Origin of the sequence: Nocardia sp. NPDC050713, from assembly GCF_040654315.1 — a bacterium.
Taxonomy (GTDB): domain Bacteria; phylum Actinomycetota; class Actinomycetes; order Mycobacteriales; family Mycobacteriaceae; genus Nocardia.
Genome location: NZ_JBFAHS010000010.1, coordinates 149,138 through 171,848, shown reverse-complemented (window position 1 = coordinate 171,848; position 22,711 = coordinate 149,138). Strand labels below are relative to the sequence as shown.

Below are 22,711 nucleotides of genomic sequence, written 5' to 3'. Positions count from 1 at the left end.
AGGGTAGAGCAGGCGGTGATGCGGCGCGAAAGTACGCTGTGTAGCCAAAGACACCCCTCGGGTCGCCGGCCCCGGGGAACACGACGGGAGAACGGTTCGTGACGAGCATGTGGGGCGCACCGTTGCGCTCGCGGTGGCGGGGTTCGCGCCGCCGGGATCCGCAGCAGGCGCGATTTCTGACCATGGCGTCGCTGCGCTGGGTGCTCGCCAACCGCGCCTACACGCCCTGGTATCTGGTCCGCTACTACCGGCTGTTCAAGTTCAAGCTGACGAACCCGCACATCGTGCTGCGCGGCATGGTGTTCCTCGGCCGCCGGGTCGAGATCCACGCGACCCCCGAGCTGAGCCGGATGGAGATCGGTCGCTGGGTGCACATCGGCGACGGCAACGCCATCCGCTGCCACGAGGGCTCGCTGCGCATCGGCGACAAGGTGGTGTTCGGCAAGGACAACGTCGTCAACACCTACCTCGACATCGAGATCGGCGAATCGACCCTGGTCGCCGACTGGTGCTACATCTGCGACTTCGACCACAAGATGGACGACATCACGCTGCCCATCAAGGACCAGGGCATCGTGAAGAGCCCCGTCCGCATCGGCCCCGACACCTGGATCGCCGCCAAGGTGACCGTGCTGCGCGAGACCCGGGTCGGCCGCGGCTGCGTGCTCGGCGCGCACGCGGTGGTCAAGGGCGAGATCCCGGACTACAGCATCGCCGTCGGCGCACCGGCCAAGGTGGTCAAGAACCGCAAGGCCACCTGGGAGGCGGGTGCCGAGGAGCGGGCGAAGTACATCGCCGCGCTGGAGGACATCGAACGCAAGAAGAACGGCGCCACCCAGCAGGTGTAGTTCGACGCGAGTCGTCGGTCCGCTCGAGTACGGTCGTCGGCATGAACAGGTACGCGGCGCTGCTGCGCGGGATCATGCCGACCAACCCGAACATGCGCAACGAGAAGTTGCGCGCGGTGTTCGAAGGACTCGGCTTCGAGAAGGTCGCGACGATCCTCTCCAGCGGCAACGTGGTGTTCCGCTGCGCCGACACCGACGCGGCGGCGCTGGAGGACCGGATCCAAGAAGCCTTGAACCGGGAACTGGGGATTCCGGGCGGGACCATCGTGCGCAGCTACGAGGAACTGCGCGAGTTGCTCGATCGCGACCCGTTCGAGGGCCTCACCCACGAGCGGGGCTCGTACCTCACGGTGACTTTCTTCAAGGACCAGAGCCCGAAAGTCGAGCACCCCGACACCGGCGACGCGCTGACCCGAATCATCGGCTACGACGCCGAGGCGCGCGCGTTCCTCACGGTCATCGACAACAGCACGCCGAAGACCCCGGACTTCATGGCCTGGCTGGACAAGACCTACGGCAAGGACATCACCACCCGCACCTGGCTGACGGTGCAGCGGATCGTGAAGAAACTGGAGTCGTAGGACTACGGAATTCCCGCTCGTCAGGTTGCGGCGTGCGCCGTACACAGGAACACCGTGGCGGCGCGACCGATTCGGGTGATCACCAAGGTATAGGACACGCTGCCCTCGAGCTTGAGACGTTTGCGCAGCGCGTCCGGGTCGACGTCCACGCCGCGCACCAGAATTTCCAGCGCTCCGCAGTCGCGGCGGGCCAGCTCTCGGCGCAGTGTCTTCTCACGCAGTTCGAGCCGGTCCTCGATACGGAAGCCGCGGACACCCGCGGGGACAGTTTCGCCCGTGAGGTAGGCGATGTGTGGATCCAGCTGCCACAGACCGTGTCTCGCGGCGTAGTGCCGTACCAGCCCGGCGCGGACGATCGCGCCGTCTGGGTCGATGATCCACTCGCCGGGCGGTCGATCGGGTAGTTCGTCCGGCTCGGCGTCGGTGACGACCTCCGGCGCGCGGCGTGAGCTCAGCACCGTGGCGCGGCGGGTGACGCCGGATTCGGCCAGGCCCGCCGACCACAGGCACGCCTCGCGCACCGCGCCGTCCAGCGAGACCACCTCGATCTCGCCGGACCAGTCGAGCCGGTCGAAATCCAGTCCGGGCGCGCACTTCACGGCGATGTCGCGACCCGCGTAGGCGTCGAGCAGATCGGGCAGCGGAGGTTGCAGCTTGGCCGGGTCGTGGGTGCGGCGACCGTCCGAGCGGCGTGCCGGATCGGCGATGACCACCGTGCCGGTACTGCTCGGCACGACGGCATCGGCCTTGGCCAGCAACACATTTCCGGTACCGGAGAGCGGCCACCAGCGGGCGCCGAGGTTGTGCGCGGCGATCGCCAGCCGCACCTCGTCCAGGTCGCTGCCGACGACGGCGGGGCACACCTCGGCCAGCTCGACGAGTTCGGCGCCGATGGAACAGGTGACGTCGTGCACGGCCCGCCCCGCCAGCCGGGCCGCCCGGTGCCGGGCGACCGTGGTCGGCGTCGCCTGCTGGAGCGCGTCGTCGGTGAAGAGCCACTCCCCCGCGCCGTGCAGTTTGGCGGCGGCCTTCCGGCGCAGCCGCACGGTCTCCACGAGAGCGGCGGCGTTCTCCCCGTGGTCGCGACGCACCCGCTCCAGATCGCGCAGGTGCGTCGCGGGAGACAGTTCCAGCCGGTCCGCCTCGGCCAGCGCGGCACGCCCTGTCGCGGAGGCGAGGAAGGCGATGTCCGCGCGACCGAAGCGGTAGCCCACTACTTGGCGGACGCGCCCGGCTTCACGCCGGTGATCATGGCGTTGTAGAAGAACTGGCGCGGCACCACGCGGCGCATGATGTTCTCGTCCACCCAGCTCAGTCCGAGCCAGGCGCGGTACATCGCCATCCGGTAGCCCATACCGAGCTTCTCGGCGGGCACGGCCGCCTCGAAGGTGCGCACCGGCCAGCCCCACAGCGCGGCGGCGAATTCCTCGGTGCTCGCCTTGACCTCGACCGCGCCCGCGGACCGCGCCATCGACTCGAGGTCGCGGGGATCGAAGGTGTGCAGGTCGACGACCGCCTCCAGCGCCGCGGCGCGCGAGGACTCGTCGAGCTCCTCCTGCGGACGCCGCCAGCCCGCCAGCGCGGGCAGCTTGGTGACCGAGGTGGTGGCCTTCCAGGTGATGCGGCCGAGCCAGCGGGCGTAGAAGTTGCCCACGGTGGTCGGCTCACCGGCGAAGACGAAGCGACCACCGGGCTTGAGCACCCGCAGGCACTCCTTCAGCGCCAACTCCACATCCGGGATGTGGTGCAGCACAGCGTGACCGACGACCAGGTCGAAGGTGTCGTCGTCGTAGGGGATGGTCTCGGCGTCGGCGACTCGGCCGTCCACGTCCAGACCCAGGTTCTCCGCGTTGCGCAGCGCCACCTTCACCATGCCGGGCGAGAGGTCGGTGACCGAGCCGGACTCGGCGACGCCGCCCTGCATCAGGTTCAGCAGGAAGAACCCGGTGCCGCAGCCGAGCTCGAGCGCCTTCCCGTAGGGCAGCGGCGCGGGGCCCACCGCGGCGTCGAAGCGGCCGCGGGCGTATTCGATGCAGCGCTCGTCATAGGAGATGGACCATTTGTCGTCGTAGGTCTCCGCTTCCCAGTCGTGGTAGAGCACCTGGGCGAGCTTCGTATCCTTGAGCGCTGCTTCGACCTCGGCCTCGGTGGCATGCGGGTTCGGCGCGGGGTCGTCGGGACGTACCGTCATGGTCGCCTAGCCTACATAAATCCCCAGATGAAGCCCGCTATCGGCCCGGGCTTCTTGCGGAGTGCTGGACCGAGGGTCGAAGGAGAACCTGTTCCCATCAGGGCAATCCCCTGGCACACCCCTTTCGGACCGATCGGTATGTGTGCGGGCGGCTGCCTTCAGCGACCGACGAAGGCCGCGGAACCCGGCCCGTCGGCGACGTAGGACTCCGTGCCGATCCGGCGGTCCTCTGTGGCGAACAGACCGGTCCACTCGCCCCGCGCGCGGTCCAAACCGTGCGGACCGGCCTCGAATACCGCCTTGGCCGCGGCCAGCGCGCGGCCGGGGCCGTCGGTGAAGCGTTCGGCCCAGCGCAGCGCGGCGGCGAAGACGTCGTCGGGCGCGACGACTTCGTCGACCAAGCCGAGCGCGCGCGCCTCGTCCGGCTCCACGAAACGCCCGGTGTAGACGAGGTCCTTGGCCGGCCCGGGACCGATCAGCAGCGAGAGCCGCCGGATACCCGCGAGCGGGATGAGTCCCGCGTGGATCTGCGGCAGGCCGAGCTTGACGTTGTCGCCGATGACGCGACGATCGGCGCCGAGGGCGAGCTCCAGCCCGGCGCCGAGGCAATACCCGCTGATCGCGGCGACGGTCGGCTGCGGAACCTTGGCCAGGCACCCCAGCGCGGACTGCACGTCGGCGGCCATCGCCTCGGCCTGGTCGGCGTCCAGGGCGGCCAGCTCCGCCACGTCGTCACCCGCGGAGAACACCCGCTCGTCCCCGTACACCACGAGGGCCGCGACCCGCGGATGCGCCGCCACCGCCGCCGCGGCCTCGGCCACCTCCCGCACCACCTGAACGTTGAGCAGGTTCATCGGCGGACGAGCGATCCGCAGGACGGCGACGCCCCGCGCGCCATCCCCTTCCGGCAGCTCCAAGGTCACGAATTCGGCCATGGCACGCACGCTACCTTCCACCCCTGCCGCACCCCGCATCTCCGCGGGCCTCGCTCGGCTACCGACGGGCGGAACCTTTGAGCTTGCCCGCTTCGGGAAGGTCCGCGAAGTAGCGGTCGTTGCCGGGGAAGCTCAGCATCTTGGTGCCGTTGGTATCGGTGAACTCCGGCATGATCGCGTCGATAACCGGCTCGGCCGCGAAGATCTCCGCCGTGGAACCGAACCGGCCGAGGGCGTCCAGCTGGGACCAGGTCGGCGGGAGCAGGATGTCGGTGCCCGCGCGCCAGCGGTCCAGCGCCTCGGCCGGGGTGCTCCACTGGACCTCGGCGGCCTCGGAGGTCGCGCCGTCGGCCAGCTGGCCCTGCGGCAGGACAGCGACGAAGAAGTGGGTGTCGTAGCGGCGCGGCTCGATGACCGGGGTGATCCAATTCGCCCACGGGCGCAGCAGATCCGCGCGCAGCACCAGCTTCTCCTCGGCGAGGAAGGTGGCGAGGGAGAGTTCGCGGCGCTCGAGCTTGCCGCGGGCCTCGCGGTACGGGGCGGTGTCCTCGACGACGGTGTCGGCAGTCGGGCCCGCGAGCAACACGCCGCATTCCTCGAAGGTCTCCCGGACCGCCGCGCACACCAGCGCCTTCGCGCGGGGCTCGGTGCTCGCGAACCGCTCGGCCCACCAGGCCGGATCCGGACCCGCCCAGTCGATCTCGATGGTGCTGTCGGCGGGATCGACGCCCCCGCCCGGGAACACCGTCATGCCCGCGGCGAAAGCCATCGCCCCGACTCGTCGCTGCAGGAACACCTCGGGACCGTTCGCCCCGTCGCGCACCAGCATCACCGTGGACGCGTCCTTCGGGGCCGGGGGTTCCTGCGGCTGCGCGTCAGCCGACGTCGTTGTCTCACTCACACCTGCACCCTAACGCGCGCTTGGTTCGCGTCTACCGCCACAGCCGCCGCAGGACCAGCGACCACGCTACGCCGACGTGCGCTCCCGCCGCGCCGCATGACCGCAGCGCAGGCTGAGGGGGCTCGAGGCGCGTTTGGCTTTCCAGACCCCAGTCGGCGCGCGGTCTGCGACCGGGCACACGCAGGCCGCACGTGCGCTGTCCACCGGCCCGTCGCGAGGCCAGCTGCGCTCGTGTGCTGCCTAGCGGGAGCGGTGTTTTCCCGCGCGGCGGGCGCGGCGGGCGAAGTAGCGGCCGTCGACGCGGTCGAGGGCGATGGATTGGCGGAAGGCGTCGCTGAGGTTCTCCGAGGTGAGCACGTCGGTGAGCAGGCCCTGCGCGACCACCTCGCCCTCGTTGAGCAGCAGGCCGTGGGTGAAGCCGGGCGGGATCTCCTCCACGTGGTGGGTGACCAGCACCATGGCGGGCGCCTCGGGGTCCGCGGCGAGATCGCCGAGGCGCTCGACGAGTTCCTCGCGACCGCCCAGGTCGAGACCGGCCGCCGGTTCGTCGAGCAGCAGCAGTTCCGGGTCGGGCATCAGGGCGCGGGCGATGAGCACCCGCTTGCGCTCGCCTTCGGACAGGGTGCCGTAGGTGCGGTCGGAAAGGTGTTCGGCGCCCAGGCTTTCCAGCATGTCGATGGCGCGGTCGGTGTCGACGTCGTCGTAGCGTTCACGCCAGCGGCCGAGCACGGCGTACCCCGCGGACACCACGAGGTCGCTGACCTTCTCGTCCAGCGGCACGCGATTGGCCAGCGCCGCCGAGGAGAGGCCGATGCGCGGCCGCAGCTCGTTGACGTCGACCTTGCCGATCACCTCACCGAGCAGGTGGGCGATGCCCGAGGTCGGGTGCATTTCGGCGGCGGCCATGCGCAGCAGGGAGGTCTTGCCCGCGCCGTTCGGGCCGAGCACGACCCAGCGTTCGTCGAGCTCGACCTGCCAGGTGACCGGACCGACGAGGGTGTGCCCCGAGCGTCGGACGGTCACGTCGGTGAAATCAATGAGCAGATCGGGATCCGGTTGCGGCACGCGCTCCATCTTGGCCCACATGCGCCGGGTTTGTCCGACCGACCCACAACGCTCGCACGGAACCGGGCATCCGGTCGGCCACGCGAGCCACCAAGGCGCGCCGCCTGGCTCGGGCGGGGCGCGGTCGATCCGACGGCGGCCCACCGATCGGCCGGAACATCCTGGCGACGATGAGGGCCAGCGGTAACGAAAGCAGCACCCATCCGGCGAGAATCCACAGCAGCGTCGTCATGACAACCTCCGGAGACAGCGGGGGCGCGGTCCTGTTCCGTCACTGATACCCAAATACCCACCGCTCACACCTGAGTGCGGCGGCAGCGGCCGGTCCGGCGAGCGGATCACCAGGCCTCGGGCGGCACCGCGATCACCGTCAGCGAACCCGGAGCGATCTCGGTGAAGCCCGCGTCTCGCACGGCCACCGCGCCGCCCGCGCGCACCAGGTCGCTCAGCGCCTGCCATCGCGCGGGGTCGGCTTCGCGCACCGCGCAATGGTATTCGCGCCGAGACCACCGGTAGGCGTCCTCGGGACGCAGCGCGGCCGCCAGCAGCATACTGGCATGGCCGACCTGCGCCGCGCTCTTGCCGAGCGTCATGCGGAGCGCCGAGTTCACCCACAGCACAGGAAGATTCGGGTCCGCGATCCCCGGGTCGTCGTGATCGAGGTCGGTGCCGCCGATCTGGAGCTTCTTGATCCGCGGGTCCACCTCGCCGACCGCGCTCGGCACGAAGGCCCGCGCCTGCGCGCCGCCGATCTCCACGGTGACGCCGTCGACCTCGTTCGCCGCCAGCCACTGCGCACCGCGGGCGCGACGCGCCACCTTGCGGATGCGGGAGCGCTTCCACGCGAGATACCGCTGCGCCCAAGGGCCGTCCGGTCCGACCCGTTCGTCCAGGCACAGCGCGACCGCCGAGGCCGCGGCGGCGGCGAGCAACGCGCTGCGCGCGGGCGGATCGGCTTTGGGCAGGTGCAGCACCATCTGCATCGCCTGCACCTGATCGGGGTCGTCGGGATCGCCCGCGCCGCCGTAGCCGAGCGCGAGTTCCGCGTGCCGGATGCGGAATCCCTCTTCCCCCGTGGACAATTCGTCCACGATGCCGCTCTCCGGACTGCTCATTCACTCCACCTCGACCCTCAACGTGAACTTCTGCGCGGGCTCGACACCGTGCTCCCACGGGCGCGCGTACTCCAGTGCAAGCTCGGTGACACCCGCGGCATTCCCGACGAACGTCCACACCGCGGTGCCGCCGGAACCCGGCGCGATCGGCCGGTCGGCATCCGGCCGGTAATCCGGCTCGCCTTCGGGACGCAGCACGTTCTGGTCCAGCGCGGCGAGCCGCCAGCCGTACCCGGTCGACGGGTTGGCGGGCAATGTCACGACCAACCGCTGCCCGGTGCGCAGCTCGCGATTCTGCCCGCTGTCGGCCTCGGTCACGTCCATGGCATCTCCCGAACGCTGGGTGGTCGCGGACGCGGTGGACGTCGCGGGCGTGTGCCCTTCGTGATCATCGGTGCCGCACCCGGCGAGCACGACGCCGAACAGCAGCACAACCAGGCACTTCCGCACCGCATTCTCCGATCGCCGAATGATCACCGTCCGCAATCAGCGTACGTGCCTGCCGGCCGCACCCGACCGGAGCGAAGGCGCAGGCCCGCTCACCGAACCAGCGGCACCCGGCGCATCAACCCGTCGCGCGCGTCGGCGGCCTCCACCTCGTGCCGGGTGACGCCGAGGATGAACAGCACCGCGTCCAGATACGGGTGCGACAGCGCCGTATCGGCGACCTCGCGCAGCGCGGGCTTGGCGTTGAACGCGACACCGAGCCCGGCGGCGTTGAGCATGTCGATGTCGTTGGCGCCGTCGCCGACCGCGACGGTCTGCTCCATGGGCACCCCGGCCTCGGCGGCGAACTTGCGCAGCGCGGTCGCCTTGGCGGCGCGGTCGACGATGTCGCCGACGACCCGGCCGGTCAGCTTGCCGTTCTTGATCTCCAGCGTGTTCGCCTGCACGAAGTCGAGTTCGAGCTCGTGCGCGAGCGGTTCGATGACCTGGCGGAAACCGCCGGACACCACGCCGCAGCGGAAGCCGATGCGGCGCAGGGTTCGGATGGTGGTGCGCGCGCCGGGGGTCAGCTCGATCCGGTCGGCGACCTCCTCGATGACCGATTCGTCGAGCCCCTCCAGGGTCGCGACGCGCTGGCGCAGCGATTCGGCGAAGTCGATCTCGCCGCGCATGGCGGCCTCGGTGACCTGGCGGACCTGCTCCTCGACACCGGCGTGCGCGGCGAGCATCTCGATGACCTCGCCCTGGATCAGGGTCGAGTCGACGTCGAACACGATGAGCCGCTTGGCCCGACGCGCCAGCCCGGCCCGCTCCACCGCGACGTCGACCTCCTCGGCGACCGCGACCTCGGCCAGCGCCGTGCGCAGCCTGGAGTCGGTGTCCGCGCCGGTATCCGTCGCGGTGACCAGCAGCTCCATCCCGGTGACGGGGTAGTCGGCGATGCCGCGGATGGTGTCGATGTTCGCGCCGAGCACGGCGAGCTCCCGCGACACCGCGCTGAACGCCCGCGCGGTGACCGGCGCGCCGAGGATGACCACCGCGTGCGTGGACATCGGCGCACGCCCGATGGCGGCGCCCACCTCCACGTCGACACTCATGCCGACGGTGTTCATCGCTTCTTCGAGCTCTTCCTGGAGCTCTTCCGGGTCGTTCGGACAGGTGACCAGCACACCGAGGGTGAGTCGGCCGCGGATGACGACCTGCTCCACATCCAGCAGGCTCACCTGGTGCCGCGACATCGCCGCGAGCAGCACGGACGTCACACCGGGGCGGTCGGGTCCGGTGACGGTGACGAGAACGGTGGTGTCGGCCAAGTCTGTGTGCTCCAAGTCTGTGTTCGATTGCCGCTGAGCTCTACCGTATTGGACGCCGACGCCCCGCGGCAGCGGCAGCGTGCGCAACGGCCCGTCAGCCGGGAGCCGTCGACGCACTACACCGGGTAAACACACATGCACCCGCTGGAACCAGCGGGTGCATGCGCGTTGTGTTGCGAACTAGTGCTTCGCCAGCTCGCCCTCGTGGACGGCGGTGGCGTGCTTGCCCGAGCCCCAGCCCACGTGCGCCTCGGCGCGCATGCGCTCGACCATGTGCGGGTAGTGCAGCTCGAACGCGGGACGCTCGGAACGGATGCGCGGCAGTTCGTAGAAGTTGTGCCGCGGCGGCGGGCAGGTGGTGGCCCACTCCAGCGAGTTGCCGTAGCCCCACGGGTCGTCCACCGTCACGACCTCGCCGTAGCGGTAGCTCTTGAAGATGTTCCAGATGAACGGCAGCATCGAGGCGCCGAGGACGAACGCGCCGATGGTCGAGATGGTGTTCAGCGTGGTGAAACCGTCCGTCGGCAGGTAGTCGGCGTAACGACGCGGCATGCCCTCGTTACCGAGCCAGTGCTGCACGAGGAAGGTGGTGTGGAAGCCGACGAAGGTCGCCCAGAAGTGCCACTTGGCCAGGCGCTCGTCCACCATGCGGCCGGTCATCTTCGGGAACCAGAAGTAGATGCCCGCGAAGGTGGCGAACACGATGGTGCCGAAGAGCACGTAGTGGAAGTGCGCGACCACGAAGTAGGTGTCGGACACGTGGAAGTCCATGGGCGGCGAGGCCAGGATGACACCCGAGAGACCACCGAAGAGGAAGGTCACGAGGAAGCCGAGCGACCACAGCATCGGCGATTCGAAGGTCAGCTGACCGCGCCACATGGTGCCGATCCAGTTGAAGAACTTCACGCCGGTGGGCACCGCGATGAGGAAGGTCATGAAGGAGAAGTACGGCAGCAGCACGGCGCCGGTCGCGTACATGTGGTGCGCCCACACCGCGATGGACAGCGCGGCGATGCCGAGCGTCGCGTAGACCAGCGTGGTGTAACCGAAGATCGGCTTGCGGCTGAAGACCGGGAAGATCTCCGAGACGATGCCGAAGAACGGCAGCGCGATGATGTACACCTCGGGATGGCCGAAGAACCAGAACAGGTGCTGGTAGAGCAGGATGCCGCCGGTGGCCGGGTCGTAGATGTGGCCACCCAGGTGGCGGTCGTAGGCCAGGCCGAACAGCGCCGCGGTGAGCAGCGGGAAGGCGAGCAGCACCAGGACGCTGGTGACGGCGATGTTCCAGGTGAAGATCGGCATCCGGAACATGGTCATGCCGGGGGCGCGCAGGCAGACCACGGTGGTCAGCATGTTCACGCCACCGAGGATGGTGCCGAGGCCGGAGACGGCGAGGCCGAGGATCCACAGGTCGGTGCCGACGCCGGGCGAGTGCAGGATGTCGGTCAGCGGGACGTACGCGGTCCAGCCGAAGTCGGCGGCGCCGCCCGGGGTGACGAAGCCCGCGGTCGCCATCGAGCCGCCGAACAGGTACAGCCAGTAGCTGAACGCGTTCAGACGCGGGAAGGCGACGTCAGGGGCGCCGATCTGCAACGGCAGGATGATGTTGGCGAAGCCGAACACGATCGCGGTCGCGTAGAACAGCAGCATGATCGTGCCGTGCATGGTGAACAGCTGGTTGAACTGTTCCGGCGAGAGGAACTGCAGGCCGGGGCGCGCCAGCTCGGCACGCATCAGCAGCGCCATCAGACCGCCGACCATGAAGAAGCTGATCGCCGTCACCAGGTACATGGTGCCGAGCACCTTGGGGTCCGTGGTGGTGACCATCTTGTAGAGGAAAGAACCCTTGGGTCCGGTCCGAGCCGGATACGGTCGAGTCGCTTCCAACTGAGGGACTGGTCTGGGCTCTACCGCAGTCACTGATCCTCCTGAAGATGCCTTTAGGTCGCTCCGCGAGCTCCGCTGCTCGCCTTCATCCCGTTCCCGAGACAGCGGACAGTTCGCTTGCGCTCCTGAGATCGTAAACGGTGCCGTCACGGCCGACAGCACGGGTCCTACTCTGCGTCGTATTTCGTTGTTCGCCGGTCGTCCGCGGGATGTCCCACGGCCTACGCCGATGAGTTCGCGACGCCGCGGTCGTCTCTATCCATGACAACCCTTCGTCACCTGCGAGGAGACCGCTGATGACCACCCCGAAGCCGGGCGACCCTGTCTGGGTCGACCTCTACACCGCCGATCCCGAGCGCAGCATCGCCTTCTACGGCGACCTGTTCGGCTGGACCGTCGACCGCGCCGACGCGGAATTCGGCGGCTACCTGACCTTCCGCAAGGACGGCAAGGCCGTCGCGGGCGGGATGGGCCGGACGGACGACGACGGCGACACCGGACCGGATCGGTGGACCGTCTATCTGTCGGCGCCGGACGCCAGGGCCGCCGCCGAGGCCGCGAGCGCGCACGGCGGGTCCGTGATCGTCGAGCCGATGGACGTCGGCGATCTCGGCGCGATGGCGGTGCTCGGTGATCCGGGCGGCGCGGGCGTCGGCGTCTGGCAGGCGGGCTCGTTCGGCGGATTCGAGACCGCGGCCATCGTCGAGGGCGGCAAGTGGCGCGACCACGCGGGCGCACCGTCCTGGTTCGAGCTGCACACCCGCTCCTACGAGAACTCGCTGGCGTTCTACCGCGAGGTGTTCGGCTGGTCCGACACCTTCGAGATGCCCGGCGCACCGGAGTTCCGCTACACCACCATCCACTCGACCAGTCCGATGCTCGGCGGCGTGATGGACGCCTCGGACTTCCTGCCGCCCGGCGCGCCCGCGGGATGGACCGTGTACTTCGGCGCCGACGACGTGGACAAGGCGGTCGCCCAGGTCGTCGCGCTCGGCGGCAAGGTCGTCTCGGCCGCGCAGGACTCCCCGTACGGGCGGATGGCCACCGTCGCCGATCCGACCGGCGCGATCTTCAACCTCGGCGGTGACGTCGCCTGAGAGCTCGCTCGCCGAGGCGCGGGCCGCCCCCGCGCCTCGGTCGCGTCGCCGGACGCCTGTACCCTCTCCGGCATGCCGGTGAGCGCACTCGTACGCACCCGAAATCGCGTTGTCGCCGCCCGTTACGGCGCTGTCGTCCGTAACGGCACTGTCGCCGTCGCGGCCGTCTGCGCCGCGGTGCTGGTCGGCTGCGGTAACCAGACCGACGACGCGAGTTCGATCATCCGCACCACCACCAACATCGCGGGCGCGGGCGTCGTCGGCCTGGAGCGCGACACGACCAAGGCCTGCGCCCTGCCCAGCGCGCCCGATCAGGCCTCGGGCACCCGCAGCGTCACGCACGCCGCCGGGGTCTCGGAGGTGCCCGCCGATCCGCAGCGCATCGTCGTGCTGACCACCTCCGCGCTGGACGCCACCTGCGCCCTCGGCCTGTGGGAGCGTGTCGTCGGCGCGGTGACCGTGGACGGCGAACGTCCGCAGCCCGAATTCCTCGGCACCGGCGTACTGAAGATCCCGAGCGTCGGCACCGCCGCCGCACCCGACCTGGCCAAGATCGCGGAACTGCGTCCCGACGTCATCATCGGCGAACAGCCCTCGGGCGCGGCCACTTTCGACGCGTTGCGAGCCATCGCACCGACCGTGCTGGTCGGAACATCGAACAGCTGGCAGGCCGAATTCAGCGCCTTCGCAGCGGGTTTGGACCGAAGCGGCGCGGCGAACACGGCCGTGGAGAACTACCGCACCGAAGCCGCCGACATCGGAAACGCCATCGCCGCCAACCAGAGTCAAGCCTCGGTCGTCCGGTTCACCGGCGACGCCGTCCAAGTTCAGGGCGGTGACAGTTTCGCGGGCAGGGTCTTGGCGGACGCGGGCGTCCAGCGCCCCACCGCCCAGCGCGGCGCGTCCTTCGACGTTTCCACCGGCGACCTCGACACCAAGGTCGAAGGCGACATCATCTACGTCGTGCTCGCCGGTGAATCCGGTAAAGCGCAGGGCGAGAAGGTGATGCGCGGCGACGAATGGAAGGAACTGGGCGCCGCGAGCGACCGTCGCGTCTTCGCCGTCGAGGACAGCGTGTGGCACGGCGACGGACTCACCGCCGCCCGCGCACTGCTCAGCGATCTGCAGAAGACGCTGAACGGATACGTCACCGACTGATCGCACAGCCGCTCCCCTGAACTCACCGCGCGCGGAACCGCGAAGTCCACACCCTCACAGCGAACTCCCAGCGATGTCCCAGTCGGGTCCGAGCAGGGCCTCATACCTTCGCTGTCGACGCGGAACGAGCGGAGGAGGAATGTGGTGGACAGGAATGGTGGGGTGCACGAGCACGATCTCGGTCTGGCGCACGACCTGCGGGTCATGTCGCGGCGGCGAGCGCTGACCTTTCTCGGGATCGCCGGGGCGGCGACGGCGGCGACCGCTTGCGCGACGGCCACGACCACCGGCACGTCGAGCGCTACGAGCACGACCACGAGCGCGGCGGCGAGCGACACGGGCGCGGTGAGCGCGGCGCCGCAGGAGACGGCGGGACCGTACCCGGGTGACGGCTCCAACGGGCCCAATGTGCTCATCGAATCCGGGGTGGTCCGCTCCGACATCACCACCAGCTTCGGCTCGTATTCCGGTGTGGCGGAAGGCGTGCCGATGACACTGCGGCTCTCGCTGCGCGATCTCGCGAACGGCGCCGCGGGCGCGGGCATGGCCGTCTACGTCTGGCATTGCGACCGATCCGGCGCGTACTCGCTCTACAGCCCGGGCGTGACCGACCAGAACTACCTGCGCGGCGTGCAAGTCGCCGACGAGACCGGCGCGGTGACGTTCACCTCGATCTTCCCTGCCTGCTATTCGGGCCGCTGGCCGCACATCCACTTCGAGGTCTACGACTCCTTGGAAACCGCGGTCGCGGGCAGCAACGCCCGCCTCACCTCGCAGATCGCGCTCCCCCAGGACGCGTGCGAGGCGGTCTTCGCGCAGGACTCCGGTTACGCACAGAGCATCCGCAACATGTCCGACGTCTCGCTCGCCTCGGACAACGTGTTCGGCGACGGCTGGGACGCCGAGCTGGCCACCGTCACCGGAACACCCGCCTCCGGCCTCACGGTCGCGCTGACCATCGGCGTCGCCGCGAGATCCGAGAACTCCTCTCCCGAAGAGGGTTTCGGTAAACCCGGCGGCCCGCCGTCCGGCCGCCCCGGCGGTCCGCCACCCGGCCGCTGAACTCGGGAAACCCGCTCAGCCGTGTGAGACCGGAACCCGCTGAGCGGCAAACCCGAAAAACCTGAGCGGCATAAAGACGGGGCCCCGCATCGGCGGGGCCCCGGCTTCACGCGTGGACGCTCAGAACTCCCAGTCCTCGTCCTCGGTGTTGACCGCCTTGCCGATCACGTACGACGATCCGGAGCCGGAGAAGAAGTCGTGGTTCTCGTCCGCGTTCGGCGAAAGCGCCGAGAGGATGGCCGGATTCACGTCGGTCTCGTCCTTCGGGAACAGCCCCTCGTAGCCGAGGTTCATCAGCGCCTTGTTGGCGTTGTAGCGCAGGAACTTCTTGACGTCCTCGGTGAGGCCGACCTCGTCGTAGAGGTCCTGGGTGTATTCGACCTCGTTGTCGTAGAGCTCGAAGAGCAGCTCGAAGGTGTAGTTCTTCAGCTCGTCGCGCTCGGCCTGGGAGACCAGCTCGAGGCCCTTCTGGTACTTGTAGCCGATGTAGTACCCGTGCACGGCCTCGTCGCGGATGATCAGGCGGATCATGTCGGCGGTGTTGGTCAGCTTGGCCCGCGAGGACCAGTGCATCGGCAGGTAGAAGCCGGAGTAGAACAGGAAGCTCTCCAGCAGCGTGGAGGCCACCTTGCGCTTGAGCGGATCCTCACCGTTGTAGTAGGCCAGCACGATCTCGGCCTTGCGCTGCAGGTTCCGGTTCTCCTCGGACCAGCGGAACGCCTCGTCGATCTCCTTGGTGGAGCACAGCGTGGAGAAGATGGAGCTGTAGCTCTTCGCGTGCACCGACTCCATGAACGCGATGTTGGTGAGCACCGCCTCCTCGTGCGGGGTCAGCGCGTCCGGGATCAGGCTCACCGCGCCGACGGTGCCCTGGATGGTGTCGAGCAGGGTCAGGCCGGTGAAGACCCGCATGGTCAGCTGCTTCTCGTCGGCGGTCAGCGTGTTCCACGAGGGGATGTCGTTGGACACCGGAACCTTCTCCGGCAGCCAGAAGTTGCCGGTCAGCCGGTCCCAGACCTCGGCATCCTTCTCGTCGGGCACCCGATTCCAATTGATGGCGCTTACCCGATCGATCAGCTTCATCCTGCCTCCACACCTTTCCCGAGCACGCTGCCGTCACAGAGTTCCTACCACCGAACACTACTCCTAGTGGCTCAGAACTCCATGCAGCACAACACCTTGTGTCGCTGCGGCGCACGTCACGGACAACCGTTTCGCCGTGGGACCACCGCGCGCGGCACCCATTCTGCGGTACCCGTCCGCGCGCGACCGCAGCGGTCCTCGGCCAGCGGGGATCGATCGCCAGCAGTTAGCCATCGCCAGCAGTTAGCCGGAAGAACTCGCCCGCGTCCGGTCCGTGGTCCACCCATCGGCGGCCGTTTGCCGGGACCGAATCGGTCCCGCGACCCGCCGAGACGGCCGGGAAACACCCCAATCACCGACTCCACACACCTCAGGTGGAACCCCGCCGCCGCCACCTGGACCGTTTGGCCCGCACCGCATAGTTGGGGCAGAGTGCTGTACCAGAAGTCGCGCACTCGATGCGCCGCACAAGGGGGGTTCGCTGTATTGCGCAGGTTCGCGCAGGCCGTAGTTGCCCTCGCCCTCGTCGCGATATCGGCGGGATGCCTGGAGGAAATGCCTGCCTCGCCGAAAAGCGACATGTTCTGGTCCACGGTGCCCGAGACCGACGAACAGCGCTGGGAGGTGTTGCGGCGGGTTCGCGCGGTCGATCCGTGTGCGTTGATTCCCCGCGCGGACCTGAGCCGATTCGGGTCGGTGGTGCGGGTCGAGGCGCGCAGGCCGGAATGGTGCAGCACCGTCATGGAAGCGACCGGACGCACCAAGATCGACTGGTCGCTGTTGTTCGCACCCAACGGACTCCACATCGGAGAGGGCGCCCGGGCGACCACCGTGGGCGCAGCAAAGGTCACCATGCTCGCCGACGTCGATGCCGATCCCAGCAAGAAGGACGAACTCGTCGAGCGGAAATGCACCGCCACGGTCACCTTGCCCTCGACCGTAGCGGTCATGCTTTTCGTCACTACCCCCCTGGGCACCGAACCCTGCTCCGTCGTCGAGGAGGTGGTGCCCGCGCTGCTGGCCAATCTGAACCGTGCCCCCGGGCAGGGCACCTCACCCGATACCCCGAAGACCGTTCTGCACGGCACCGATCCGTGCCGGGTGGCGCGCGGTTTCGGCGCCACGCCGTCCATCGAGGCGCAGCAAGTATGGAAGTGCGTCTTCACCTACCGTGGCGACACCGTCCTGGTCGAATACACCTATGACCAGGAGAAGCTTTTCGCCGAGGGCGAGCCGCTCATCGTGAACGGGCGTCGCGTCTATCGCAAGGATCTGGACGAGGCCCGGGCATCCACGGCGCTCGTCGGCCCGGAAATATTCACCGCGGAGCCCGCCTTCATGGGACCTCGCTTTCCGGTCGTCACCGTCCTGGGCAAGGACGCCGCCACAGTGGAAGAGGTTGTGCGCCAAGTAGCCTCGTACTTCCCCGCGGCGTGAGCGGCCGCCTCGGGTCAGCGGCGACGGCAGTCGAACGTGCATCGACCGACGGAATACCCGACCACTCACCGGCGCCACGCCGCGGCTGTTTGCGACGCGCGCCGACGAGCGGGCAGACTGCTGCACCAGGAACGCGCGCACTCGGCGCGCCGCACAAGGGGGGTCACTGTGCTACGCAGATTCGCGATGGTCGCCGCAGCCGCTGTTGTCCTGCTGGGTGTCACGTCCTGTCAAGACGACCTGCCACCCACACCCACCGGTTCCAGCGGATACTGGTCCACCGCCCCGCAGACCGACGAACAGCGTTGGGAACTGCTGCGCAAGATTCGCGCGATCGACCCGTGCGCGCTCATCCCACGCAGTGAACTGACGAAGATCGATACCGTGCGCTGGGTGGATGTCCGCAGGCCCGATTGGTGCGAAGCGCGGATGGGGTCGACCGAAGCCGGGAAAGGAACCGAGCTGAGCTGGTCGCTGTTGGTCGCACCGAACGGCATCAAACAGTCGGAACCCGGTCGCACAACGACGATCGGCGCTGTCACGGTCGGCACGTTGAGCGATCTCGACGCCAACCCCGACCTCCAGGACCAGCTGGTCCAGCGCAATTGCACCGCGAGCGCGAGCTTCCCCTCGACCGCGGCCGTGATGATCTTCGTCACGACCCCCCTCGGCACGGAACCGTGCCCGGTCGCCGAAGCCGTAATACCGACCATCCTCGCCCAGCTCGACAAGGAACCCGCGCACGGCACCTCGCCGGATACACCGCTGACCGCCCTGCTCGGCCGCGATCCCTGCGCGGTCGCGAACGAACTCGGCGTCCCTCTGGCGGTAGCGGACCAGCGCGAGTGGAAGTGCTCCTTCCCGTACCGCGGCGACGACATCGAGGTTCAGTACACCTATGACAAGGAAGCGCTGGTCGTCAAGGGCGAACCGATCTTCACCATAAATGGGCATCTCGGATACGGCGATCCGGACGCCACCGAGCTCCATTCGTACAACGCGATAGTGGGACCGGTAGTGCCGTCGGCCCAACCCGAGTCCTTCCTGGGACCAAAGCTCCCGGTCGTGAACGTGTACGGCCGCGACGGGGCCGTGGTGGAAGAGGTCCTGCGCCGGGCGACCGCGCTGTTCCCCGCCGCCTGACACGCGGGGGCTGTCTCCACCCAGCCGGGAGAACCCGCGAGGACGACGATCCGCCCTGGCCTGGGGAATGTACGCATCTCGCTCCCGGCCAATGCAATCCCCGTTTTGCGAGACGGCGGCACTACGGGCAGACTCGGCGGCGATGGTTCGCGGGAGTTCGAGCCATCTCGGATCCGTTGCGATGAAGGGGGACTCGATGCTGCGTCGACTACTACTGGCAGGCGCGATCGCCCTGACCGCCGCCGGATGTCAGTCCGAACCGGCGACGAACTCGGCGTCGGCCACGGAATCCGTTGTGGCAGCGGAGTTCTGGTCCAAGATCCCGGAGAACGACCAGCAGCGTGACGAGGTGCTGCGGCACACCCGCCGGATCGATGTGTGCGCGCTGCTTCCGCGCGAGACGCTCGGCCAACTCAGCGAATTCGGCGCGGTGCGCGCCGTGGAGAACGATCAGCCGACCTCGTGCAAGGCATCGCTGGGCCCTGCGGGCTACCTCGAGGGCACCAAGCTGAAGTGGTCGACGAACGCGCTGCCGGATCAGTTTCCGCAGGACCGCGGTACGGTGCGCCAGCTCGGCGACATCACGACCTGGACCGTCGCTTCGGAGCGGCGGTGCAGCGTGACCGCCAGGTTCCCGGCGGGCGTCGGCGTGTATCTCGACATCGAGACCAAAACGTCGACCGATCTGTGCGCGACGATCGAAGGCTTGGTCCCGGGGATGCTCGACAGGTGGCGCTCGGGGCCGCAGCAAGGCACCTCGCCCGACACCGCGCCCACCGTCCTGCACGGCGCCGACCCATGCGCGGTGCGCGGCAAGTTGACCGGCACCGTCGAGTTCGGCGTCAAACGAACGCTGAACGGCTGCGGTTTCACCTACCGGGACGAGGAGGTGATCCTGACCTACGAGAACAGATACCGGCGTGTGCTCACCGCCGCCGCCACGGCTGTCACGATCGACGGTCACGACGTCTACCGGTCCAACCTGTCCGGCGACAACGACCCGATCCGCACCTACAACGCGCCGGTCGGCCCCGACCTGCCGCAGGCCGAGCCGTCGGAGACGTTCGGCCCGTCCGTGCCGATCGTCAGCGTCCATGCCGAATCCGACGATGTCGCGAAAGAAGTCGTGCGGCAAGCGCTTTCGCTCTTCTCCTGAACCGGCCACGGTGGATCCCGGCGCCGACATCCGCGCGGACACCGACGAGGTCGCCCAGAAGGTGACGAGTCAGTGGCGGCCGCCTGATCCCGGTGACGACGGTGATGTTTGCGCGGGGATTGCTCGAACGGCAGACTCGATAGGCGAGCACTCGATCGGGCACGGCCATCGCGGACGGAGGATCCGATGCACCGCATACTCGTCCTGACCGCCGCCGCGCTGCTCGTCGCGGCGGGCTGCGGCGGTTCGAGCGAGGAAGCCGCCCCGGTCCAGCCCGCGCATCCCCCGGAATTCTGGTCACAGCCCGCGCACACCGAACAGCAACGCCAGGAGGTCGCCTCGGGCGCCCGTCAGATCGACGTGTGCGCTCTGCTTCCCCGCGACGTCCTCGCCGATCTGGGCGAGGTGCGCAGGGTGACGACCGACCTGTACTCCTGCACCGCCGAGGTCGAGCGCGAAGAGCAGGCGGACGTCGTCATCGCGTACTGGTCACCGACGCTACTGGCCGAACTGACCGGCGCGACCAAGCCGATCGGCGACGTGAGCGTGCGCGTCGTTCCCGACCGCGAGACCGGACCGGCGACAGCGTGCGGAACCACCTCCCGATTTCCGGCGGGCGCGGCCATCTATCTCGGCGTCACCGCGAACGATCCCTGCGCGCTCGCCGAGCGGCTCACCCCCGGGGTGCTGGACAGGTGGCGTGCGGGTCCGGTCCAGGGCACGTCACCCGACACCGTGCGCACCGTCCTGCTCGGCGCCGACCCCTGCGCGGTGCGCGCCCGGCTGTCCGGCACCGCCGATACCGGCGAACCGCGCCTGACCGCGTGCCGGTTCCGCTACCGGGACGAGGTCGTCACCGTCGGCTACGAATACCGGATCCCCGACTACCTCGCCGAGCAGGGCACCGAGGTGCGCATCGACGGGCGCCCCGTCCGTCGTTCGGTCTCGGTGTACGACAACACCATTCCGATCTTCACCGCCCAAGTCGGCCCCGAGCTGCCCTCGGGAAGCACCGCCCACGGTCCGCGGGTACCTGTCGTCGAGGTCACCTCGGCGTCCGACGAGGTGGCCGCCGAGGTCGCGGCCCAGGTGCTCGCCCTGTTCCCCGAGCGGTAGCGGCTTAGATGCCGAGGACCAGCTTCGCCGTCGTGAAGTAGATGATCAGACCGGTGGCGTCCACCAGCGTCGTCACCATCGGCGCCGACACCACCGCCGGGTCGATGCGCAGCTTCTTGGCCAGCAACGGCATGGTGCCCCCTATGGTGGCGGCCCACGCGCAGATCAGCACCAGGGTGATCGCCACCACCACCGCGATGCGCGGACCGACGAACAGCCCGCCGATCACCAAACCCGCGGTGGCCAAAAGGGATCCGAGCACCAGACCGACCCGGCATTCGCGCCAGATCACCTTGAACAGGTCCGAGACCCGCACCTCGCCGACGGCGAGCGCGCGCACACACGCGGTGGCCGCCTGGGCGCCCGCGTTGCCGCCCGCGCCGATCAGCAGCGGAATGAACAGCGCGAGGTGCGCGGCCTGCTCCAGGGTGCCCTCGAAGAAATCGGTGACGCTGACCGTGAGCGTCGCCGCGAAGAGCAGCAGCATCAGCCACAGCGCGCGGTAGCGGGCCAGCTGGAAGACGCCCGCCGCCATGTAGTGGCCCTCCCACGGCGCCGAACCGGCCTGGCGGGCGACGTCCTCGCTGTCGGCGGCCTCGATGACCTCCACTGCGTCGTCGATGGTGAGCAGGCCGACGAGGCGGTCCTCGCTGTCCACCACCGGCAGGTTGATGTCGTTGGTCTCGCGCATCAGGCGGGCGGCCTTCTCGGCGGAGTCGGTCGCGCGGGCGAACGCGGGCTCGGTGACGACCAGCTCGGACACCATGGTGTCGGGTCGGGCCAGCACCAGTTCCCGCAGCTCGACGACGCCGGTGAGCCGACGGCCCGCGTCGACGACGGGCAGCGTGTACACCGTTTCCGCGCCCGTGCCCTTGGCGCGCACCGTGGCCAGCGCCTCCGCGACGGTCAGGTTGCGCGGCAACGCGACCACCTCGGGCGTCATGTACTGGCCCGCGGAGCCCTCGGGATAGCCGAGCAGGGCGGCGGTCATCCGCCGCTCGCGCGGGCTCAGACCGGCGAGCACCTTCTTGGCGACCTTGGCGGGCGCCTCGCGCAACATGCGCGCACGGTCGTCCGGGGCCATGCCCTCGACCAGCTCACGGAAGCTCTGATCACGCAGGCCCTGCAGGATCTGCTGCTGGTCGACCGGCTCGAGCTCCTCGAAGACGGCCAGCGCCAGATCCTTGTCCAGCAGCCGGAACGCCATGCCAGCCTGGACGGCGTCCATCCTGGCCAGCTGGTCGGCGATGAAGTGCGGCGGGTGGTTGTCGAGCCAGTCGAGGGCGGCGTCGACACGGTGCTCGGCGACGAAGTCCGGCAGGGACTCGGTCGTAACCGGGCGTGCTTCGATGAGATCGATCTGCGACATGGGAGGTCCTCAGCACAGCGTGGGGTGAAAAGTGCACGAAGTTTCACACCGCGAGGCGCCCACCCGGGCGACGCAGACCTACCAGGTATGCGAAGGGGCGGCGCCGCGCGGCCTTCGACTGGGAGGTTCACTGCGCATGGCAACCCACCTCCTGATCGTCCCCGCCGCGACCGATCGGTCGCGCGCCGTTTACCTGGTCAACAGAATTCGAACGCGAATGCGTCCCCGTGAAGGATACATGTTTCAACCCCATGTTTCACGGCGAGCGGCGTGTCGTCACCCTTCCGCGGGTCGCGGCGTGATCGAAGCCACCACAGCGGGTTCCGCATCGTCCCAGGTCAGCACATGTTCGACCCACTCCGGGATCGGGCCGGATTGCACGCCGAAAAGATAGAGATGCGGCACCAGACCGCGCAGCGCCCGGTGCACGTCCAGACGGTCGTCGATCATGTGCGTGATGCCGAGCTCGGCGCAGTGAATCGCCTTGTCGGCGCGTTCCCGGCAGAAGCGGAGGTTGCCGCGCGGAAGTCCGGTCCGCTCGTAGAAGTCGTGGTGGTCGAGCCACCGCTGGGTGCGTTCTTCCACGCGCGGACCGCATTTGGAGATGATCCAGGCGCGCCGCTCGAACAGCGCGACCAAGCGCGCGAGGACCTCGAAAGCGTTGGGGCTCGGTGGAGTTCGCATGGCGTCCGTGTCGCCGCCGCCGAGGAAGACGGTGTCGGCGTCGCCGGAAGGCAGCGCGGCGCCCTGGATGACCCGGCCGAAGTCCACGCCGAGTCGATACTGTCGTTCGTTGTTCATCGC

Annotated in this window: 21 protein-coding genes; 9 read left to right on the top strand and 12 right to left on the bottom strand. The window is 68.9% G+C overall.

Going from position 1 to position 22,711, the window contains the following annotated elements:
- Positions 1-98: 98 nt before the first annotated feature.
- Both AB0H49_RS19865 and AB0H49_RS19860 read left to right on the top strand, forming a co-directional pair.
- Positions 99-848, top strand: a complete 750-nt coding sequence (locus AB0H49_RS19865) for an acyltransferase (RefSeq protein WP_354999168.1) — start codon at positions 99-101, stop codon at positions 846-848.
- A gap of 41 nt (positions 849-889) precedes the next feature.
- A complete protein-coding gene (locus AB0H49_RS19860; RefSeq protein WP_357253340.1) occupies positions 890-1,429 on the top strand; it encodes a DUF1697 domain-containing protein in 540 nt (179 codons plus the stop codon).
- A 20-nt stretch (positions 1,430-1,449) separates the two neighbouring features.
- On the opposite strand, the gene AB0H49_RS19855 is transcribed toward AB0H49_RS19860, so the two are convergent.
- The 9 genes from AB0H49_RS19855 to ctaD all read right to left on the bottom strand — a co-directional run bounded on the left by AB0H49_RS19855 (position 1,450) and on the right by ctaD (position 11,319).
- A complete protein-coding gene (locus AB0H49_RS19855) occupies positions 1,450-2,643 on the bottom strand; it encodes a class I SAM-dependent methyltransferase (RefSeq protein WP_357253338.1) in 1,194 nt (397 codons plus the stop codon).
- Positions 2,643-3,620: a class I SAM-dependent methyltransferase gene (locus AB0H49_RS19850; protein WP_354999165.1), complete on the bottom strand. Its 978-nt coding sequence runs from the start codon at positions 3,618-3,620 to the stop codon at positions 2,643-2,645. The genes AB0H49_RS19855 and AB0H49_RS19850 overlap by 1 nt, the downstream gene beginning before the upstream one ends.
- Before the next feature lie 158 nt (positions 3,621-3,778).
- The gene (locus AB0H49_RS19845) at positions 3,779-4,555 is read right to left on the bottom strand and encodes an enoyl-CoA hydratase-related protein (RefSeq protein ID WP_357253336.1); all 777 of its coding nucleotides are present in this window, start codon (positions 4,553-4,555) and stop codon (positions 3,779-3,781) included.
- 58 nt (positions 4,556-4,613) lie between these two features.
- Complete coding sequence (locus tag AB0H49_RS19840) at positions 4,614-5,384, bottom strand: NUDIX hydrolase (RefSeq protein ID WP_354999828.1); 771 nt, start codon at positions 5,382-5,384, stop codon at positions 4,614-4,616.
- Positions 5,385-5,696: 312 nt separating this feature from the next.
- On the bottom strand, positions 5,697-6,530 hold the full coding sequence (locus tag AB0H49_RS19835) for an ABC transporter ATP-binding protein (protein ID WP_357253484.1): 834 nt from the start codon (positions 6,528-6,530) through the stop codon (positions 5,697-5,699).
- 329 nt (positions 6,531-6,859) lie between these two features.
- A complete protein-coding gene (locus AB0H49_RS19830) occupies positions 6,860-7,636 on the bottom strand; it encodes an aminoacyl-tRNA hydrolase (RefSeq protein WP_354999163.1) in 777 nt (258 codons plus the stop codon).
- The gene (locus tag AB0H49_RS19825) at positions 7,637-8,086 is read right to left on the bottom strand and encodes a protease inhibitor I42 family protein (RefSeq protein ID WP_357253333.1); all 450 of its coding nucleotides are present in this window, start codon (positions 8,084-8,086) and stop codon (positions 7,637-7,639) included.
- Between the two features lie 89 nt (positions 8,087-8,175).
- Positions 8,176-9,396, bottom strand: coding sequence for a phosphoserine phosphatase SerB (gene serB / locus AB0H49_RS19820; protein WP_354999826.1), 1,221 nt, complete (start codon positions 9,394-9,396; stop codon positions 8,176-8,178).
- 180 nt (positions 9,397-9,576) lie between these two features.
- Positions 9,577-11,319 carry a cytochrome c oxidase subunit I gene (gene ctaD, locus AB0H49_RS19815; protein WP_354999161.1) on the bottom strand — a complete coding sequence of 581 codons (1,743 nt, stop codon included), beginning with the start codon at positions 11,317-11,319 and terminating at the stop codon, positions 9,577-9,579.
- A gap of 263 nt (positions 11,320-11,582) precedes the next feature.
- On the opposite strand from ctaD, the gene AB0H49_RS19810 reads away from it, so the two are divergent.
- The 3 genes from AB0H49_RS19810 (at position 11,583) to AB0H49_RS19800 (ending at position 14,603) form a co-directional block, all read left to right on the top strand.
- Positions 11,583-12,383, top strand: coding sequence for a VOC family protein (locus tag AB0H49_RS19810; protein WP_354999160.1), 801 nt, complete (start codon positions 11,583-11,585; stop codon positions 12,381-12,383).
- 72 nt (positions 12,384-12,455) lie between these two features.
- Positions 12,456-13,541 carry an ABC transporter substrate-binding protein gene (locus AB0H49_RS19805; RefSeq protein ID WP_357253331.1) on the top strand — a complete coding sequence of 362 codons (1,086 nt, stop codon included), beginning with the start codon at positions 12,456-12,458 and terminating at the stop codon, positions 13,539-13,541.
- A 204-nt stretch (positions 13,542-13,745) separates the two neighbouring features.
- Positions 13,746-14,603, top strand: a complete 858-nt coding sequence (locus tag AB0H49_RS19800) for a dioxygenase (protein ID WP_357253482.1) — start codon at positions 13,746-13,748, stop codon at positions 14,601-14,603.
- A gap of 120 nt (positions 14,604-14,723) precedes the next feature.
- On the opposite strand, the gene nrdF is transcribed toward AB0H49_RS19800, so the two are convergent.
- Complete coding sequence (gene nrdF, locus AB0H49_RS19795) at positions 14,724-15,686, bottom strand: class 1b ribonucleoside-diphosphate reductase subunit beta (RefSeq protein ID WP_067781560.1); 963 nt, start codon at positions 15,684-15,686, stop codon at positions 14,724-14,726.
- Positions 15,687-16,172: 486 nt separating this feature from the next.
- On the opposite strand from nrdF, the gene AB0H49_RS19790 reads away from it, so the two are divergent.
- The 4 genes from AB0H49_RS19790 (at position 16,173) to AB0H49_RS19775 (ending at position 20,538) form a co-directional block, all read left to right on the top strand.
- Positions 16,173-17,123 carry a hypothetical protein gene (locus AB0H49_RS19790; protein WP_357253328.1) on the top strand — a complete coding sequence of 317 codons (951 nt, stop codon included), beginning with the start codon at positions 16,173-16,175 and terminating at the stop codon, positions 17,121-17,123.
- A 186-nt stretch (positions 17,124-17,309) separates the two neighbouring features.
- On the top strand, positions 17,310-18,266 hold the full coding sequence (locus tag AB0H49_RS19785; protein ID WP_357253326.1) for a hypothetical protein: 957 nt from the start codon (positions 17,310-17,312) through the stop codon (positions 18,264-18,266).
- A gap of 181 nt (positions 18,267-18,447) precedes the next feature.
- The gene (locus tag AB0H49_RS19780; RefSeq protein ID WP_357253324.1) at positions 18,448-19,422 is read left to right on the top strand and encodes a peptidase; all 975 of its coding nucleotides are present in this window, start codon (positions 18,448-18,450) and stop codon (positions 19,420-19,422) included.
- A gap of 186 nt (positions 19,423-19,608) precedes the next feature.
- Entirely contained in the window at positions 19,609-20,538 is a 930-nt protein-coding gene (locus AB0H49_RS19775) for a peptidase (RefSeq protein WP_357253322.1), read from the top strand.
- A 4-nt stretch (positions 20,539-20,542) separates the two neighbouring features.
- Here the strand turns inward: AB0H49_RS19775 and mgtE are convergent, their stop codons facing one another.
- Positions 20,543-21,907, bottom strand: coding sequence for a magnesium transporter (gene mgtE / locus AB0H49_RS19770; RefSeq protein ID WP_357253320.1), 1,365 nt, complete (start codon positions 21,905-21,907; stop codon positions 20,543-20,545).
- 276 nt (positions 21,908-22,183) lie between these two features.
- Positions 22,184-22,708: a hypothetical protein gene (locus AB0H49_RS19765; RefSeq protein ID WP_357253318.1), complete on the bottom strand. Its 525-nt coding sequence runs from the start codon at positions 22,706-22,708 to the stop codon at positions 22,184-22,186.
- Between the last annotated feature and the right edge of the window lie 3 nt (positions 22,709-22,711).

Coding starts and splice junctions, on each gene's coding strand:
- AB0H49_RS19860 (WP_357253340.1), top strand. CDS start 890: ATGAACAGGTACGCGGCGCTGCTGCGCGGGATCATGCCGACCAACCCG.
- AB0H49_RS19850 (WP_354999165.1), bottom strand. CDS start 3,620: ATGACGGTACGTCCCGACGACCCCGCGCCGAACCCGCATGCCACCGAG.
- AB0H49_RS19845 (WP_357253336.1), bottom strand. CDS start 4,555: ATGGCCGAATTCGTGACCTTGGAGCTGCCGGAAGGGGATGGCGCGCGG.
- AB0H49_RS19840 (WP_354999828.1), bottom strand. CDS start 5,384: ATGCTGGTGCGCGACGGGGCGAACGGTCCCGAGGTGTTCCTGCAGCGA.
- AB0H49_RS19835 (WP_357253484.1), bottom strand. CDS start 6,530: ATGGAGCGCGTGCCGCAACCGGATCCCGATCTGCTCATTGATTTCACC.
- AB0H49_RS19830 (WP_354999163.1), bottom strand. CDS start 7,636: ATGAGCAGTCCGGAGAGCGGCATCGTGGACGAATTGTCCACGGGGGAA.
- AB0H49_RS19810 (WP_354999160.1), top strand. CDS start 11,583: ATGACCACCCCGAAGCCGGGCGACCCTGTCTGGGTCGACCTCTACACC.
- AB0H49_RS19805 (WP_357253331.1), top strand. CDS start 12,456: ATGCCGGTGAGCGCACTCGTACGCACCCGAAATCGCGTTGTCGCCGCC.
- AB0H49_RS19800 (WP_357253482.1), top strand. CDS start 13,746: ATGTCGCGGCGGCGAGCGCTGACCTTTCTCGGGATCGCCGGGGCGGCG.
- nrdF (WP_067781560.1), bottom strand. CDS start 15,686: ATGAAGCTGATCGATCGGGTAAGCGCCATCAATTGGAATCGGGTGCCC.
- AB0H49_RS19785 (WP_357253326.1), top strand. CDS start 17,310: ATGGTCGCCGCAGCCGCTGTTGTCCTGCTGGGTGTCACGTCCTGTCAA.
- AB0H49_RS19780 (WP_357253324.1), top strand. CDS start 18,448: ATGAAGGGGGACTCGATGCTGCGTCGACTACTACTGGCAGGCGCGATC.
- AB0H49_RS19775 (WP_357253322.1), top strand. CDS start 19,609: ATGCACCGCATACTCGTCCTGACCGCCGCCGCGCTGCTCGTCGCGGCG.
- mgtE (WP_357253320.1), bottom strand. CDS start 21,907: ATGTCGCAGATCGATCTCATCGAAGCACGCCCGGTTACGACCGAGTCC.
- AB0H49_RS19765 (WP_357253318.1), bottom strand. CDS start 22,708: ATGAACAACGAACGACAGTATCGACTCGGCGTGGACTTCGGCCGGGTC.